The 17,612-nt window shown below is 43.9% G+C and carries 14 protein-coding genes and 2 pseudogenes; all 16 read right to left on the reverse strand.

Annotated features, from left to right (window positions below; all coding sequences use genetic code 11):
• Positions 1-54 precede the first annotated feature (54 nt).
• Positions 55-498 carry an SsrA-binding protein SmpB gene (gene smpB, locus DU53_RS09030; RefSeq protein WP_015869059.1) on the reverse strand — a complete coding sequence of 148 codons (444 nt, stop codon included), beginning with the start codon at positions 496-498 and terminating at the stop codon, positions 55-57.
• A gap of 12 nt (positions 499-510) precedes the next feature.
• On the reverse strand, positions 511-2,514 hold the full coding sequence (uvrB, locus tag DU53_RS09035; protein ID WP_015869060.1) for an excinuclease ABC subunit UvrB: 2,004 nt from the start codon (positions 2,512-2,514) through the stop codon (positions 511-513).
• Positions 2,515-2,518: 4 nt separating this feature from the next.
• Complete coding sequence (gene pth / locus DU53_RS09040; RefSeq protein WP_369816080.1) at positions 2,519-3,088, reverse strand: aminoacyl-tRNA hydrolase; 570 nt, start codon at positions 3,086-3,088, stop codon at positions 2,519-2,521.
• Between the two features lie 3 nt (positions 3,089-3,091).
• A complete protein-coding gene (locus DU53_RS09045) occupies positions 3,092-3,739 on the reverse strand; it encodes a 50S ribosomal protein L25 (protein ID WP_015869062.1) in 648 nt (215 codons plus the stop codon).
• Between the two features lie 13 nt (positions 3,740-3,752).
• Positions 3,753-4,703 (reverse strand): ribose-phosphate pyrophosphokinase, encoded by a 951-nt coding sequence (locus DU53_RS09050; RefSeq protein WP_015869063.1) that lies wholly within the window; start codon positions 4,701-4,703, stop codon positions 3,753-3,755.
• Between the two features lie 2 nt (positions 4,704-4,705).
• Positions 4,706-6,046: a bifunctional UDP-N-acetylglucosamine diphosphorylase/glucosamine-1-phosphate N-acetyltransferase GlmU gene (gene glmU, locus DU53_RS09055; protein ID WP_015869064.1), complete on the reverse strand. Its 1,341-nt coding sequence runs from the start codon at positions 6,044-6,046 to the stop codon at positions 4,706-4,708.
• 58 nt (positions 6,047-6,104) lie between these two features.
• Positions 6,105-6,440, reverse strand: coding sequence for a Holliday junction ATP-dependent DNA helicase RuvA (locus DU53_RS12000; RefSeq protein WP_082853900.1), 336 nt, complete (start codon positions 6,438-6,440; stop codon positions 6,105-6,107).
• Complete coding sequence (locus DU53_RS13365) at positions 6,340-6,711, reverse strand: OB-fold domain-containing protein (protein ID WP_153020849.1); 372 nt, start codon at positions 6,709-6,711, stop codon at positions 6,340-6,342. Before DU53_RS13365 ends, DU53_RS12000 begins: the two co-directional genes overlap by 101 nt.
• Entirely contained in the window at positions 6,677-7,999 is a 1,323-nt protein-coding gene (locus DU53_RS09065) for a folylpolyglutamate synthase/dihydrofolate synthase family protein (RefSeq protein ID WP_041288728.1), read from the reverse strand. The genes DU53_RS13365 and DU53_RS09065 overlap by 35 nt, the downstream gene beginning before the upstream one ends.
• Before the next feature lie 5 nt (positions 8,000-8,004).
• A complete protein-coding gene (locus DU53_RS09070) occupies positions 8,005-10,608 on the reverse strand; it encodes a valine--tRNA ligase (protein WP_015869067.1) in 2,604 nt (867 codons plus the stop codon).
• Positions 10,609-10,735: 127 nt separating this feature from the next.
• Positions 10,736-11,587 (reverse strand): DUF1385 domain-containing protein, encoded by an 852-nt coding sequence (locus tag DU53_RS09075; RefSeq protein WP_015869068.1) that lies wholly within the window; start codon positions 11,585-11,587, stop codon positions 10,736-10,738.
• A 237-nt stretch (positions 11,588-11,824) separates the two neighbouring features.
• The gene (locus DU53_RS09080) at positions 11,825-12,112 is read right to left on the reverse strand and encodes a stage V sporulation protein S (protein ID WP_015869069.1); all 288 of its coding nucleotides are present in this window, start codon (positions 12,110-12,112) and stop codon (positions 11,825-11,827) included.
• 236 nt (positions 12,113-12,348) lie between these two features.
• Positions 12,349-13,505 (reverse strand): annotated as a pseudogene (locus DU53_RS09085) (2-oxoacid:acceptor oxidoreductase subunit alpha).
• Entirely contained in the window at positions 13,498-13,722 is a 225-nt protein-coding gene (locus tag DU53_RS09090) for an ATP-binding protein (protein ID WP_015869071.1), read from the reverse strand. The pseudogene DU53_RS09085 and the gene DU53_RS09090 overlap by 8 nt, the downstream one beginning before the upstream one ends.
• A 15-nt stretch (positions 13,723-13,737) precedes the next feature.
• Positions 13,738-14,864: pseudogene (locus DU53_RS09095) on the reverse strand (sodium ion-translocating decarboxylase subunit beta).
• Positions 14,865-14,924: 60 nt separating this feature from the next.
• Entirely contained in the window at positions 14,925-17,573 is a 2,649-nt protein-coding gene (gene ppdK / locus DU53_RS09100; protein WP_015869073.1) for a pyruvate, phosphate dikinase, read from the reverse strand.
• Positions 17,574-17,612 lie beyond the last annotated feature (39 nt).

The raw sequence follows: 17,612 nt of genomic DNA on the forward strand, positions 1-17,612 counted from the left end.
TGTTCTCATATTTTCGACAGGTTGATACCTAAAATCGTTCGATGGGTGTTGTTTTCAATAGTCAACACGCCTTTTAAGACGCCTTTCCAGATCACGCTTCGCTATATCTTCACGTTTGTCGTAAAGCCGTTTTCCTTTTGCCAGGGCAATCTCCACTTTCGCGATACCTTTGTCGTTGAAGTATATTTTTGTAGGTATCAGTGTCAATCCACGTTCTTTGACTTTTTGAGCGATTCGAAGCAACTCCCTTTTATGCATAAGAAGTTTCCTTTTCCTTAAAGGATCGTGGTTCCAGTGTGTTCCATGACTATACTGGCTAATGTTTGCGTTTATTAGAAAGAGCTCTCCGTCCTCAAACTTGCAGAAAGCTTCCGATATGGAAGCTGAACCATTTCTTAAGGATTTAACCTCGGTTCCCAGTAGCTGTATACCTGCTTCATAGGTCTCGAGAATATGGTACTGAAAGCGTGCTTTTTTGTTTGTAGCGACGATTTTCATATGATCAGCCCCTTAAATGTTGTCTTTCTTTGTTTCTCGCTTGATTCTGAGCATCTCGTCACGTAACATCGCTGCATCCTCATAACGTAGTTCACTTGAGGCCCTCCACATCTCTTCTTCCAGTAGTGCAAGGTATTCTTCAGCTTCAAGATCCTCTTTCAACGCAAGAATGCCATCAAGGTAGGTGTTTTTGGCGATTTCTATCTTTTCTTCGTTGTCAGCAAACTCTTCAAAAATATTTTCGTACAGGGGTTTAACGATACTCTCAGGTTTTATGTCATGTTCTATATTATACATGAGTTGTTTCATTCTTCTCCGATTAGTCTCTTCGATGGCACGTTTCATGGAATTTGTTATCCTGTCAGCATACAGCAGGACCTTCCCGTTGATATTTCTTGCTGCCCTTCCTATGGTTTGAATTAAGGTCGTTTCTGAGCGCAGAAAACCTTCTTTATCCGCATCCATTATAGCAACAAGGGAGACCTCAGGTAGGTCGAGCCCTTCCCTGAGCAGGTTTACGCCGACAACCACATCAACGCTGCCTTCCCTTAGTTTTTTCAGTACCTCAACCCTTTCAACCGTATCGAGTTCTGAATGCAGGTATTCAGCTCTTATACCGAGTTCGTTGAGGTAAGCACTGAACATCTCGGCAGCCTTTTTTGTCAGTACCGTAACAAGTGCCCGTTCACCTCTTTCTATTACCTTTTGTACTTCTTCTATGAAATCATCTACCTGATTTTGAGTAGGTTTGACAACCACCTCCGGGTCGATCAAACCGGTTGGTCTTATGAGCTGCTCAACAATCTGAGTGGAAACACTCAGTTCGTAATCTCCCGGAGTGGCTGACACAAAAATTATCTGTCCAACACTTTCTAAGAACTCCTCAAATGTGAGAGGTCTGTTATCAAAAGCTGACGGAAGGCGGAATCCGTATTCCACAAGGTTCTTCTTTCGAGAATGGTCACCATGATACATAGCTCTGATTTGTGGAACGGTTATATGTGATTCATCCAGGAATACGATCATTTCGCTCTTATCAAAATAGTCTAAAATTGTGTAGGGTGGTTCACCGGGTTTTCTTCCATCGAAATACCGCGAATAGTTTTCGATGCCAGAGCAGTAACCGAGGGTTGTTAGCATTTCAAGATCGTACAGGGTTCTTTGTTTTAAACGCTGTGCTTCAAGATATTTGCCGTTCTTCTCCAGTTCTTTCGCACGTAATTCCAGATCTCTTTCGATCTCCTTGACCGCATGCTTTATCTTTTCTTCGGTGGTGACGAATTCTTTGGCAGGGTATATGATAATCCTATCAAACTCCTCGAGAGTTTTCCTGTTCATTGGATCGAAGGAAATAATTCGCTCGATTTCATCATCGAAGAAATATATTCTTATACCATAGTCTTCATAAGGAGGGAAGATCTCAACAACATCACCCCGGAGGTGAAAAACACCTCCACTTGAGATGTCTTCAGATCGTGAGTACTGTATACTTGCTAGTTTTAAGGCAAGTTCATTTCTGGGAATCCTCTGACCTATTTCCAGTGATATGTTCAGCTCCTGGAAATCCCTGGGGTCTCCACTGGCGTAAATAGCGGAGACACTGGCAACAACAACGACATCTTTGCGTGTCAGCACGGATTTCAGTGCGGAGATTCTCATTCTTGCCAACAAATCATTTATATCTGCATCTTTTTCGATATAAAGGTCTTTGGTAGGAATATAGGCTTCTGGCTGATAGTAGTCATAGTAACTGATAAAGAGTTCAACCCTGTTCTCAGGGAAAAAGCTCCTGAACTCCCTGTAAAGCTGAGCTACCAGTGCCTTATTGGGGGAGATAACCAAAGCCGGTTGCTGAACCCGTTCTATAATACTGGCCATGGTAAAGGTTTTACCTGAACCCGTGACTCCAAGGAGAGTTTGAAACCTGTCTCCTCGCCTTAAACCTTCCACCAACCTGGTTATCGCCTCGGGTTGATCCCCCCTTGGTTCAAAGGGAGCTTTCAGGTTGAACCTCATAAGTCTACTCCACCCCTATAGAGTTGTAGCGGGACATGACTTTCTTAAAATCCGCAGCGAACATCTCTTGAGCGGCTGATATCGCGAGATCAAGAACTTTCCACAATACCTTTAATTCGGAATCTGTAAATTCCCCGAGAACATAGGAAACCATGTCAATGTCATCAGGCTTGGGACCGATTCCAATCCTGATTCTGGAAAATTCCTGGGTTCCAAGAGAAGATATGATTGATTTTACCCCGTTGTGTCCCCCGTCACTTCCGCGTTCCCTGATCCTCAGGCGGCCGAGTGGTATCCAGACATCATCATAAATTACGATAAGCCTGTCGTTCTGAGACAATCCAAAATCGCGGATTAGATCCCTTACGGCGATCCCGCTGTTGTTCATATAGGTGAGAGGCTTGACAGCGATTGCAGGTGATTGTGACTTTAATTTGAAAGCTTCATAGGTTTCTGCTCTGTAACTACTTCCAATTTGAAATTTCTTCAGTAACTCGTCCACGAAGAGAAAGCCCACGTTATGCCGTGTGAGAACATAACGTGGGCCAGGATTACCCAGTCCAATAAAGACCAGCATTTATTCCTCTTCTTCCTCTTTCTTTCCCTTTTCAATGACTTCAGGTTCCGCTTCCTCTTCCTTCTCGGCAGCGGTTCCCTCTGCCAGCATAGAGCGTGGTACTTCGATAACAACGACAGGCTCTTCAGGATCAGCGAGTACCTTCATACCCTCTGGGAGTGGAATGTCTTTGACCCTTAAAACGTCTCCAAGATCAAGGTGCTCTATATTAACCTCAAGAGCTTCTACTATAGTACTTGGGAGTGTTTCAACGGGCAAATGGGTGATTATGTGCTCAAGAATACCACCCTTTTCGACACCCTTTGCTTTACCGATGAAATGGATAGGTATGTGGATTTCCATTTTGTGCCCTTTTGCGGGGATATAGAAATCCATGTGGATGATTGCATCGCTTACTCTGTCACGCTGCACAGCTTTCAGGAATCCGTGGTATTCTTTTTTTTCACCGTTTTCCTCGATCTCGAAAACGATGGGGGTCGTTTCAACGATGTGGTTGATATGTCTCATAACCTCAACTTTGTCCACAGAAATCGGGAAAGACTCTACATCAGGTCCGTAGACAACAGCAGGAATCTTACCGTTCTTCAAAAGGTCCTTTGCTTTGACAGAAGTATCACGCTTTTCTGCAGGTAACCTTACTTCGTGCATCTGAATCCCTCCTCTATCTGAACAAAATACTTACTGAAAGATTCTTTCTTACTCTCATTAACGCTTCACCAAGCAAACCAGCGATAGAAACCACTTCAAACTTTTCAGGGAGTTCGGGATGGTGAATGGTATCGCTTATAAAAACCTTTTCAATGGGTGAATCTGAGATTAACTGCTTTGCTTTTCCTGATAAAACGGCGTGTGTAGCACACGCATAAACCTTGTTTGCGCCTTTATTTTTTATCATTTTCGCCGCTTCCACCAACGAGCGACCGGTGTCTATTATATCATCAAAGATTACAGCTGTCCTGTTTTCCACCTCACCAATTACGTGAACGATTTCTGCGATGTTGTCCTTTGGTCTTCTTTTGTCCAATATTGCAAGAGGAACACCAAGCCTTTCAGCGAATTTGCTTGCGCGTTTTACTCCACCGATATCAGGAGAAACCACGACTAAGTTATTTTTGGAGATATCCGTTTTTTCTTCGAGGTGTCTTTTGAAGATCGGGAACCCCCATAGATTATCCACGGGAATGTCGAAAAAACCCTGTATTTGCTCGGCGTGCAGATCGATGGTCATTATTCTTGAAGCCCCGGAAATGGTGAGAAGGTTTGCTACAAGCTTCGCTGTTATAGGATCCCGTCCCCTTGCTTTTCTATCCTGGCGCGCATAACCATAATAAGGGATCACAGCTGTAATGCTTTTTGCGGAAGCCCTTCTCAACGCATCCATCATTACGAGGAGTTCCATCAGATTTTCGTTTACCGGAGGGCAGGTTGGCTGGATAATAAAAATGTCGTGACCTCTAACCGTTTCATCTACCCTTATGTTAATTTCCCCGTCAGCAAATCTCTCAACTTCACATTTTCCGAGGTCTATTCCTATATATTTCGCAATTTTCTCCGCAAGCTGCCGGTTTGAGGAACCGGAAAAAACCTTCATTTCATTTGGCTGAAAAGGCATAATTATTCCCCTTTCTCCTTGTTTTTATATCTACCTTCTTTGATTACCTGCCTTCCTCTTCCAAGGGCTAGAGAATATGGTGGAACATCATCGGTAATAACCGAACCAGCACCAACAACTGAACCCTCGCCGATTTTTACCGGGGCGACAAGAGAACAGTTACTTCCTATGAAAGAGTTATTTTCAATGATGGTCTGATGTTTGCGAACACCATCATAGTTGCAGGTTATCGTTCCAGCACCAATATTTACATCTTCTCCGATTGTAGCGTCTCCAAGATATGTGAGGTGCTGTGCTTTACTATTGCGACCTATGGTAGATTTCTTGACTTCAACAAAATTTCCTATCTTCGTGTTTTCCAGAAGCGTTGTTCCGGGTCTCAATCTTGAAAAAGGTCCTACCCGTGCTCCTGATTTTATGATAGCCTGTTCCACCTCAGACCTTATGATTGAGACGCTGTCATCGATGCTTGAATCGATGATCCTGGTCATTGGTCCAATGAGGCAATTATTACCTATTTTTGTTTTCCCGAGTATGAAGGTCATGGGTTCAATAACCGTATCCTGTCCAATCTCAACATCAGGTGAAATATATGTTGTGTCGGGATCCACAATTGTTATGCCGTTTAGCATCAACCTCTCATTTATCTTTTTTTGCGCTATCTTTTGGATCTCAGCGAGTTGTACCCGGTTGTTAACACCAAGGACCTCCGTTGGGTCTTCGATCACATGTGCCGTGGCTTTTTCAGCCAGGGCAACTGTATCAGTTAGATAGTATTCTTTTTGGTTGTTGTTATTGTTAATTTTCTTCAACGCGTCTTTTAAAAAGTCACTTTTGAAAACGTAAATACCGCTGTTTATTTCTTTGATTCTCTTTATTTCCTCAGAAGCGTCTTTTTCTTCTATGATTCTGAGCTTACCATTTTCCCTCACTATTCTTCCGTATCCTGTTGGGTCCTCTTGAAAGGTACTTGCGACGACAACGTCGTAATCTTTTTCGCGCCTTATTTTATATAGGTTTATGAGGGTTTCAGGGGATATTAACGGTGCGTCACCCGTGAGTACTATGACCTCATCATCCATGACAGCATCTTGGGCTACCATGACAGCGTGTCCGGTTCCAAGCTGTTTTACCTGTCTTACGGTCTTAACATCCTCAGGTAACAGTGCTTCGACGATCTCGGCTTTATATCCTGTAACTACTATAATGTTTTCTATTCCTGCTTTTTTGACCGCTCTCAGAACCCAATTTATCATTGGTAAACCGAGAATGGAGTGTACCACCTTCGGGATTTCGGATTTCATCCTTTTTCCAAGTCCTGCCGCTAAAATAATTGCGGTCATCTCACATCCCCCCTATTAACAGTATAATTCAAATGATAAATCAGCGGAAGCAGATGTTTTACCGGGTCTTATTTAGTTTTCTCAGAGCTTTCCTTACCAATTCCTGGGTATTTTCTACCGTTTGCTCTTTCAGGACCTCGTTTACAGCCAATTTGGCGCTTGTCATATCGAATCCCAGAGCGGTCAGCGCGCCGACCGCGTCTTCAGAAACGTCACTCAGTTCTTTCGGGAACTCTACCGCATAGTCTTTTACGAGATCGTAAAGTTCACTAACCAGCCTTTCGGCGGTTTTTTTACCTAATCCTGGCAATCTGGAAAGCCCGGAAATGTCTTTTGACGCTATCATCTTCTGAAGCATTTCCGGAGAAGTTGCAGAGAGAATTTTCAAAGCCATTTTTGGGCCTATTCTTATTCGCTTTTAACAGCATTAAAAAGACGTTATATTCCGCACGGTCTTTGAAGCCGTATATTTCAGGGGCCCTGTCGGCTGAGAAAGAAAGGTACGTCAAAAGATGAACCTTTGCCGACAGTGAAAGTTCCTTTATTGTATTGGTCGAACACAGAATGTTCAGATAGAACTGTCCTGCCTTCAGTGTGACCTCGTTTCCGGATATCTCTGTTATTTCTCCTTCAACGCCTTTTATCAATATCTCCAACTCCCTCAACGATTAGATTTCTAAGATAACTCACCAGATACAGAGAACCCGTGATGAGTAAAGTATTTTGTGTGCTGTTGAAAAATTTTTCAAAGGCTCTATCCGGTTCCGTTATAAACTCAACATTACCGTGGTACACTTTCCATATTTCCCGCACCCGCTCGGGATTTATGCTTCTGTGACTCGGAACCTTTGTTACGACAACTTTCCCGGAGATAGGTGCAAGAATTGAAATCACGCTTTCGTAGTCTTTGTCATCGAGACTTCCGAAAATTATATCGAGCTTTTGACCGGGGAAGTAAATCTCAAGACTGTTCCGTAGAGCATAAGCACCGTCGATATTATGAGCACCATCAAGGATTATTTTCCTGTTTTTATGGGTTAAAACCTCAAACCTTCCGGGCCAGCTTGTTTTTTTGAGGCTGTCTCGCAGTTTGGCATTATCGATCTTCTTTTTCAATCCATTAAAAGCGATCTCTAAGGTTTTCATAGCTACCGCCAGGTTTCTTGCCTGATGGGTACCGTTCAAAGAGAGGACCAGGTTGGGGTACGTTTCCTCTCCAGAATAATTGTACACGTTTTCATTGATTTTTAATTCCTTCGTCTCAACCTGAAAATCTTTCCATAGAAAGTATGAAGGAGCGTTCTTTTCACCGGCTTTTTCTTCGATTGTATATCGAATGGAAGGACGTGTTACACCTGAAACAACCGGAACACCTTCTTTGATGATCCCGGCTTTTTCAATAGCAATTTTTTCTTCGTTCTTCCCCAGTATGTTTTTGTGATCCAGAGAAACAGTTGTTATGACTGAAACAAGAGGTTTCTTAATGATATTGGTTGCATCGTATCTACCGCCTAAGCCAACTTCGATGACGGCAACATCCACCTTTTTCTTTCTGAAAAAGTGGAAGGCCATGGCGGTTACAACCTCAAAGAAACTCGGGGCATATTCTGGCCCTTTTTTATCCATCGTTTCAATTGCTGGCAGAATTTCTTTCAGGGTTTCACATACCTCTTCTTCTGTTATGTACCTGTTGTCTAATTGAATTCGCTCCCTGAAGGAAACGATATGCGGTGATATATTCATACCAACGTGTAATCCATGGGCTTCGAGAACCCCTTTGAGTATCGTTGCTACACTTCCTTTCCCGTTTGTACCTGTTATGTGTATGGTAGGATAGCTTTCTTGAGGGTTCCCCAGGCGTTCCATCAATTCTTCAATACGAAAGAGACCGTACTTGATTTTTCCGTACGGTCTCGAAGAATAAAGGTACTCCAGAGCTTCTCTGTATTCCATAACAGTCACTTCAAATCATCTATAATTTTTTTGAGCCTATCACAATTGCTTTTGGCAGCTTTCAGTTTTTCTTTTGTTTCCTCAACAACCTCTTCCGGAGCTCTTTCGACGAAATTCCTATTTGCAAGTTTTTTCTCGAGCCTTTCCAATTCTTTCTCTTCTTTTGCCAATTTTGCTTCAAGCCTTTTCAATTCAGCTTCGAGGTCAATCTCAACAAGCTCCACATAGACGTGCAAATTATCATCGCTGTATGCAGTTGCGCTTCCAGCGACCTTTTCTGCTTTATGTTCCAATTCATGGGAATTTGATAGATTGGATATGATGTTACAGGAACGTTTGGAAAGTTCCGTGCCTATGTAATAAATCTTTACCTTCGTGGACGGCGGGATATTCATTTCGGCTTTGACGTTTCTTATTCCTCTGACTATACTCATGATTCTTCCAAACTCTTCCTCGGCGGGGGAATTAATCAAAGAATCATCCACAGCCGGCCAGTCACTGATAATTATGGCTTCGCCGCCAACTGGAAGCTTCTGCCACAATTCTTCTGTGATAAAGGGCATGAATGGATGCAGGAGCCTCAGGGATTGATCCAAAACCTTTACAAGAACATTTTGTGCGACATGCTTTGTCATTCCGTTTTCACGGAGTCTCGGCTTGACAGTTTCGATGTACCAGTCGCAGAACTCATTCCAGAAGAAAGAGTATATAGCTTTAGCGGCTATGTTGAAATCGTAATTCTCCATTGCATCTGTGACCTGTTCAATGGTTCTTTGAAGCCTGGAGAGAATCCAGCGATCTTCGAGTTCAAGGGTTTCCTCTGTAAGTTCTATCGGTACGTAATTATCAAGGTTCATTATTGCGAATCTTGAGGCGTTCCAGATTTTATTGGCAAAGCGCTTATAAGTGTCAAAAAACCTTGGATCGAGTTTGATATCCCTTCCCTGGGCTGCTAACATGGACAAAGTGAATCTCATTGGATCCGCTCCATATTCCTCGATAACATCAAGTGGGTCTATACCATTTCCAAGGGATTTTGACATTTTTCTACCGTGTTTGTCCCTGACTAGTTGATGTATGTAAACGTCGGAGAAAGGCTTTTCTCCGGTGAAGTGGTAGCCTGCCATTATCATTCTGGCTACCCAGAAGAATATGATATCAAACCCCGTGACGAGAACAGATGTTGGGTAAAAGGTTTTGAGATCTTCGGTTTCTCCCGGCCATCCGAGGGTCGTGAAGGGCCATAATTGCGAACTGAACCACGTGTCGAGAACGTCTTCATCCTGTCTTAAGGATTTTGAACCACATTTAGGACAGCTTGTCGGATCATCTTCTTCGACGATTATCTCGCCGCAATCATTACAGTACCAGACAGGTATCCTGTGTCCCCACCACAACTGCCTTGAAATACACCAATCTCTGATTTCGTTCATCCAGTTCAGGTAAACCTTCTTCCAGCGTTCTGGGAAGAAAACGACTTCGCCGTCTTCAACGGCTTTTTTTGCCCTTTCAGCGAGGGGACCGATTTTGACGTACCACTGGTCAGACAGAGAAGGTTCAACAACTGTATGGCAGCGGTAACATTTGCCGACGGCATGAGTCATTGATTCGATCTTTTCAAGATACCCTTGTTCTTCAAGATCTTTTACGATAGCCTTCCTTGCTTCATATCTGTCCATTCCAGCATATTTTCCGCCATTTTCGTTTATCTTAGCGTCTTTATCAATTACCTCAACTATATCGAGTTTGTGTCTCAAACCTATTTGAAAATCGTTGGGGTCATGAGCGGGAGTAACCTTCAAACACCCGGTACCGAAAGAAGGATCCACATAATGATCGGCTATTACCGGTAATTCTCTTCCTACGAGAGGTAAAATCACGGTCTTCCCGACAAGGTCCTTATAGCGTTCATCTGAAGGATGTACCGCAACGGCGGTATCTGCAAGCATCGTTTCAGGTCTTGTGGTTGCAATGATCACGTAACTTTCTTCGTCTTTCAGGGGATATCTGATGTAATAAAATGCACCTTTCTCGTCTTCATGTTCCACTTCTTCATCCGAGAGGACTGTTTTGCAGCGTGGACACCAATTAACGATGTATTTTCCTCTGTAGATGAGCCCTTCTTTATAAAGGGTAACAAAGGCCTTACGAACAGCCTTACTCAAACCTTCGTCCAGGGTGAATCTCTCTCTTGACCAGTCGCACGATGCACCAATCGCCTTTATTTGAGTAACAATTCGTTTTCTGTACGTATTTACCCAGTCCCAGACTTCTTCGAGAAATTTCTCTCTTCCAAGTTCCTCTCTATTGATTCCTTTCGAAGCGAGGGAACGCTCAACAGCATTCTGTGTAGCTATTCCCGCATGGTCTTCACCCGGGACCCATAACGTATTAAAACCTCTCATCCTTTTATACCTGATTAAAATATCTTGCAGGGTGAGATTAAGGGCATGACCCATGTGGATGCTACCAGTTATATTTGGTGGTGGAATAACGATTGTGAATGAGTCACCTTTTCCCTTTGGTTTGAAGTAACCTTTTTCCAGCCAGTAGTTATACCATTTTTTTTCAAGGTCAGAGGGGTTATATCGTGTGCCGAGTTTCTCCATTGTTTCCCTCCTTATGTGGTTTTGCAATGATTATATCATGTGAAAAAGCCTCATACTTGACTTAAAAATAAAACATTTCAAAAAAACAACGGTGCCGTCCAGGCACCGTTGTTTTAATGGAAGAAACTTAATCGTCTTTTAGAGATTCTTTCACAGCGGTTAGAGCTACTTCCAGTTGCTTGTCATCTGGCTCTTTTGTTGTTATTCTTTGGAATAACAAACCAGGAGCTGCAAGAATTTTACCAAAGGGGGTTTTGATTATTTTTGCTGTCAACCTTTGAAATTCATAGGTTAACGAAGCCACAATGGGAATGAAAATAATCCTCGTTATAAATTTTCCGAGAAAATTCAACTCTACAAAAGCTCCAAGAATGGCGAACACAATGATGGCGAAAAAGAGTGTTAAAATCAGAAAACTCGTTCCACACCTTGGATGCAGCGTTGAATACTTGCGCGCGTTTTCGACGGTTAATTCCTCATTGTTTTCGTAGGTGTAAACCGCCTTATGTTCGGCACCATGATATTGAAAGACTCTCTGAACGTCTTTGAACAACGAAATAACCCAGACATAGGCGATGAAAAATGCTCCTCTTATGAGTCCCTCTACCAGGGCAAAAATTCCAGCGTTACTTTTGGGGACAAGCAGTTGAGCCAGCAACAAAGGCCCCAGTGCAAACATACCTATAGCCATGACAAAGGCTATGATGAATGTCACAACGAAATCCTTTTTAGTCAATTCACCTTCTCCACTTATCTCAGCGGATATTCCAAGAGCTTTGGTGCCTATGTACAGGGCTTCGTAAAGAACAATTATTCCTCTGAGAAACCAGATAGAAAAGAGGGACCGGTTCTTAACGGCCCCCTCAATACTTTTTGTAACGATATTTCCATCAGGGTCACGAACAGACACAACCGTTCTCTTACCTTTTATCATCACACCTTCAATAACGGCCTGTCCACCAACGTTAAGTTTTTTCATCTTTCCTCCTTGCTTTGTAAATAGCGAATCATTCCTTATTCGACAAAAGATGTGTTTAGTTTTAACGGCCGTATAATCCTAAACCTTGTAAACACAACGCTCCGCAATTTCCACAACAACCCGGCGGCTTATATGCCGCTAATGATTTAGTCCAAACTACACACACCTTTTTCAATGAACGGAGCTTGTTTTTCCCTCTATGTATTCGGGAACAGTGGCTATCTTTCATCAATATTATTATTCGCCTGTTTTTTCAGCCTCGTCTTTTTTTGCGACCACCCTCAAAGTAATTCCTGTTCTCATTTCGTCACCAATCTGGATTTCTACAAATCCAGGGATCATAAAGACTTCCGTACCCTTCTCACTTAGAAATCTGGAAGCGATTGCCACCGCTTTGACTGCCTGATTAACAGCACCTGCACCGATGGCCTGAAGTTCGACCTGATCGTCTTTCGAAAGAACACCAGCAATAGCACCAGCAACTTTGTTGGGATTTGATTTAGAACTGACTTTCAAAACCTCCATCCAGACTGCCTCCTTTTGCATGAAATCGGTGTAAATTACTTCTCATTGGAGTGAGAAGCTTTTAGGCTAAACGATCGAGAATCCCGATCTCAAATATGCTCAAACTCCCGTGCTTTACACGGTAAGCCTTTACGGATTTACACACAACTCCTAAACCATTTTATCACACAGCGAAACGTTTTTCAAAACTATTAAGAACTGTTTTCAACATCTTTTGTATGTTGCGATCTAACTCATCATAGGTCCAGAATGGAGGACTTAACTTTGGCGATTACATCCAGTATTTCCTGTGGGCTTATCAGCTCACCATTTACTTTGCTGAGCAATTCAATTTGCGTATTGGTTCTTCTGTTCACCCTTGACACTTCGTAGACTATTTGACCGAGATTCATCTCAGCGATTATAACCGCACTGACTTTTTTTAGCAGCTGTCTTAACCTTGTTGTGGGGAACGGCCAGATTGTAATCGGTTTGAATAAACCGACGTTTATTTTATCTTCTCTGGCAATCCGCACTGCTCTGATAGCACTTCTGGCTACGGAACCATAAGCAATAACGAGAATTTCTGCGTCATCAACCATATATTCGTCGTATTTTACGATTTCATCAGCGTGCAACCTGATTTTGTGGTCAAGTCTGCGCAAAAGCCTGTCGGCATCAAGGGGGCCCCCACAGGGAAACCGGATTCGTCGTGTACAAGCCCGGATACATGGAACTTGGTTTTTCCCATTTCGACAAGTGGGGCAGTGAGCATTAAATCATCACCTTTGAAGGGATGGAAAAGTTCGTCATCTTCTATTTCTTTTTCGCTGACTCTCTTCAATGAGATAAGTTCGGAATCAGGTGGTAGATAGATACTTTCTCTCATATGACCGAGAATCTCGTCCATAAGGAAAATGACTGGAGTTCTGTATTTTTCTGCGTAGTTAAAAGCAGTAACTATGTATCTATAAACTTCTTCAACCGTTGACGGATACAAAGCGATTATCTGGTGATCCCCATGTGTTCCCCATCGAGCCTGCATGATATCTCCCTGAGCGGGTTTTGTTGGCATCCCTGTTGAAGGGCCACCGCGCTGAACATCCACTATGACCACAGGGGTTTCGGTCATAGAAGCGTATCCTATCACTTCCTGCATTAAGCTAAAGCCAGGCCCGCTTGTAGCTGTCATTGATTTTTGACCGGCCAGGGAAGCACCAACGATTGCCGCTGCGCTGGCTATTTCATCTTCCATTTGAATGAAGGTTCCACCAACCTTTGGGAGTTCCCTAGACATGGTTTCCGCTATTTCAGTTGCGGGTGTAATGGGATAACCGGCAAAGAACCTACACCCAGCTTTTATAGCACCCAGTGCACAGGCTTCATCCCCCTGCAGGAGTACAAATTTACCCATTCTCTTTCACCGCCTCACGTTCGACAACGTTTATCGCGAAATCCGGACAGGCATTTTCACATATCAAGCAACCAATACAAGTGTCGGGATCGGGAACGAGTGGTTTTCCCAGTTCTCCACGAGTGATAGTTTTGGTTGGACATATCCAGTAACATATTCCACACATCTTACAATAGGAATGGTTGAAAATAATGTCATATTTCTTTTTCTCCGCCATCAAGCGTACCCTCCATTAGACACCAATTATGGATAGAAAAACACCTGCTGCTATTGCAGAACCTATTACTCCAGCTACATTCGGTCCCATAGCGTGCATTAAGATATAGTTAGTTGGATCGTCCTTTTGTGCCACACGCTGTGCAACCCTTGCTGAATCAGGAACGGCAGATACCCCGGCTGCACCTATCAACGGGTTGACTTTATGTTTACTGAAAAGATTCATCACCTTCGCGAATATAATACCAGAAGCAGTAGCGATGATAAAAGCCGCTGCTCCCAGCCCAACAATCTTTAAGCTGTTCAAAGACAAAAAAACTCTTCCTTCCGCGGTCGCGCCAACTGAGAGACATAAAAGTATTATAACGGTATATTCAATATACTTGGAAGCCGCTTCTACCAGCCATTTTGCCACCCCACATTCGCGCAGGAAATTTCCCAGCATCAACATGCCAATAAGAGGTAATGCCTTTGGAACGAGTAGCGCGATTATTATCGTGCTGGCAATTGGGAAGATCATTCGTTCGAGCTTTGAAACGTGTCTTAACTGCATACCCATCTTTATCTTTCTTTCTTTTTTGGTGGTAAGAAGTTTCATTATCGGTGGTTGTATGACGGGGATAAGGGCGATGTAAGAGTATGCAGCGATGGCGATTATCGAAAGATAGGGAGAGTTGAATTGGGATGCAACGTAGATCGATGTGGGACCATCAGCACCACCGATGATACCTATTGACGCGGCGTCAGCAAAAGAGAAACCCATCAATCTTGCAACTATGAAGGTCACAAAAATTCCCACCTGGCTGCTGCGCCGAGGAATATAGTCTTTGGATTGGCAAGCATAAAAGAAAAATCTGTGAGGGCACCGATGCCCAGAAAGATAAGAGGGGGATAGAATCCTTTGAAGAGGCCCTGTTGAATGAACCACATGAGTCCCATTCCCGGATCGAAAAGACCGGTTACCTCGTTTGGGATGTTGGCCAGAATCATTCCGAAGGCAATGGGGATAAGAAGAAGAGGTTCGGCCTCTTTTGCAACGGCGATGTACAAAAGTGCGCCGGCGATTCCAAACATAACGAGGTTTTGCCACGAAATATGTGCGAACCCCGTTGAGCTAACGAATTTAAGGATCGCTTCCAGCATCATCAACCCTCCAAAAAAATAAAGCCGCGACCCGCATTGGAGTCGCGGCAATAGTGTTCATTATTTACCATGCTTTATTGCTGCCTGAGCAGCGGCAAGTCTTGCAACGGGTACTCTGTAAGGAGAGCAGCTCACGTAGTCGAGACCGGTTATATGACAGAATTCAATTGAAGAGGGTTCGCCTCCGTGCTCGCCACAGATACCAACTTTCAGGTTTGGTCTTGTTGACCTGCCCTTTTCGGTACCCATCTTAACGAGCTGGCCGACACCAGTTCTGTCGAGTTTCTGGAATGGATCAACCTCGAGAATGCCCTTTTCTATGTATTCTTTTACGAACTTTCCGTAGTCGTCACGGCTGAATCCGAAGGTCATCTGTGTGAGGTCATTTGTTCCGAAACTGAAGAATTCAGCTTCGGTTGCTATTTCGTCTGCAGTGAGAGCAGCTCTTGGAATTTCGATCATTGTTCCCACCTTGTACTGCAGATCCACACCAGCTTCTTCTATCATCTTATCGGCGGTTTCGGTAATTATCTTTTTGAGATACTTCAGTTCGTTAATGTGACCAACAAGAGGAATCATTATTTCAGGAATGACCGTTTTTCCTTCTTCTTTGAGCACCTGAATGGCTGCACCGATAATTGCTTTGGTCTGCATGACAGCGATCTCTGGATATGTAATACTTAAACGGCAGCCTCTGTGTCCCATCATCGGGTTGAACTCGTGGAGTTCTTCAACAGTTGCCTTGAGCTCTTCGTAGGAGAGTCCCATTTCTTCCGCAAGGGCTTTGATGTCCTCGTCTTCCTTCGGTAGGAACTCGTGAAGAGGTGGGTCGAGAAGTCTGATTGTAACAGGATAACCTTCCATTGCCTTGAATAGTCCAACAAAGTCTTCCTGCTGCATTGGGAGAAGTTTTTCAAGAGCTATTTCGCGCTGTTCCTTTGTCTTGGCTACAATCATTTGTCTAACGACGGGGATTCTCTCTTCTTCGAAGAACATATGCTCTGTTCTACACAGACCGATACCTTCAGCGCCGAAGTTTCTGGCAACCGTCGCGTCTCTCGGGGTATCAGCGTTGGTCCTGACACCGAGTTTTCTGATCTCGTCGGCCCATTGCAATATCTTTGCGAGAGGTCCTTCAAGTCCCTGAGGTTTCACGGTGGCAAGCTTGCCGTCGAATACCTCACCCGTCGTTCCGTCTATACTGAGCCAGGAGAACTCCTTAATCTCTTTGCCATCTATTCTTATAACGCCAGCCTTTTCGTCCACCTCGATAGCTTCACAGCCAACAATACAGGGTTTGCCCATACCTCTGGCAACAACAGCGGCGTGAGAGGTTTTACCGCCGGTGGATGTGAGGATACCTTCAGCTGCTGCCATTCCGGCTATATCTTCCGGAGACGTTTCGGGTCTGACAAGGATTACCTGTTTGTTTTCCTCTTTGACCATTCTTTCGGCTTCTGCAGGATCAAAGACAATGATTCCCGTTGCTGCTCCCGGAGAAGCGGCTATACCCTTAGCGAGAAGGGAAGCGTTTTTCTTGGTTTCGGGTTCAAAGTAGGGGTGCAGCAGGGTTTCGATGTGATCTGGGGAGACCCTCATAATGGCTTCTTCTTTGGTTATGAGCCCTTCTTCTGCCATATCGACAGCGATCCTCACAGCGGCGAATGGGGTTCTCTTTCCTGTTCTTGTCTGGAGGAGATAGAGTTTTCCACGTTCAATGGTAAATTCTATATCCTGCATATCCCTGTAGTGCTTTTCAAGTTTCTCGAATATATCGAGGAGCTGTTTATAAACGTCCGGCATCATTTCTTCGAGTTTTGTCAGAGGATATGGGGTTCTTATACCGGCAACAACGTCTTCACCCTGGGCGTTTGGGAGATATTCTCCGTAGTACTTCTTTTCACCGGTGTTTGGATCTCTTGTAAAGGCAACGCCGGTACCACTGTCTTCGCCCATGTTACCGAAAACCATCGCAACAACGTTGACAGCCGTACCTAGGAGAGAACCTTCCTTTATGCCGTTAAGTTCTCTGTACTTAATGGCCCTTTCATTCATCCAGCTTCCAAAGACGGCATCGATAGCCTTCCAGAGCTGATCCCATGGATCCTGCGGGAATTTGTGTCCTGCTTTCTTATAAACCTCTTTGTATCTTTCTACAACCTTTTTGAGGTCATCGGCATCAAGATCGGTATCCAGCTTGACACCTTTTTCGGTCTTGACTTTATTGAGTTCCTCTTCGAAGTACTCATGCTTGATGTTCAGAACAACATCGCCAAACATCTGCATAAACCTGCGGTAGGCATCGTAGCAGAATCTTGGATTATTTGTGGACTTTATCATACCTTCAACGGTTTCGTCGTTCAAGCCAAGGTTGAGGATTGTGTCCATCATACCAGGCATAGAAACTGCGGCACCAGATCTAACGGAAACAAGGAGAGGATTTTCAGGAGAACCAAAGACCTTTCCAGTAGCTTCCTCGAGTTCTTTCATAGCTTTGAGTACCTGATCCTTTAGCTCTTCAGGATACGTTTTTCCATGGTCGTAGTAATATTTACAGACTTCAGTGGAGATTGTAAAACCAGGTGGTACGGGAACTCCAAGGCGCACCATTTCAGCGAGGTTCGCGCCTTTACCACCGAGGAGCTGCTTCATAGAAGCGTCTCCCTCAGCCCTGCCTTTTCCGAAAAAGTATACGTACTTCTTAGACACGGTTTTTCCTCCTTTCGATACGAACATATTCGTGTTGAA

The sequence above is a fragment of the Kosmotoga sp. DU53 genome, assembly GCF_001639905.1.
Lineage (GTDB): Bacteria > Thermotogota > Thermotogae > Petrotogales > Kosmotogaceae > Kosmotoga > Kosmotoga olearia.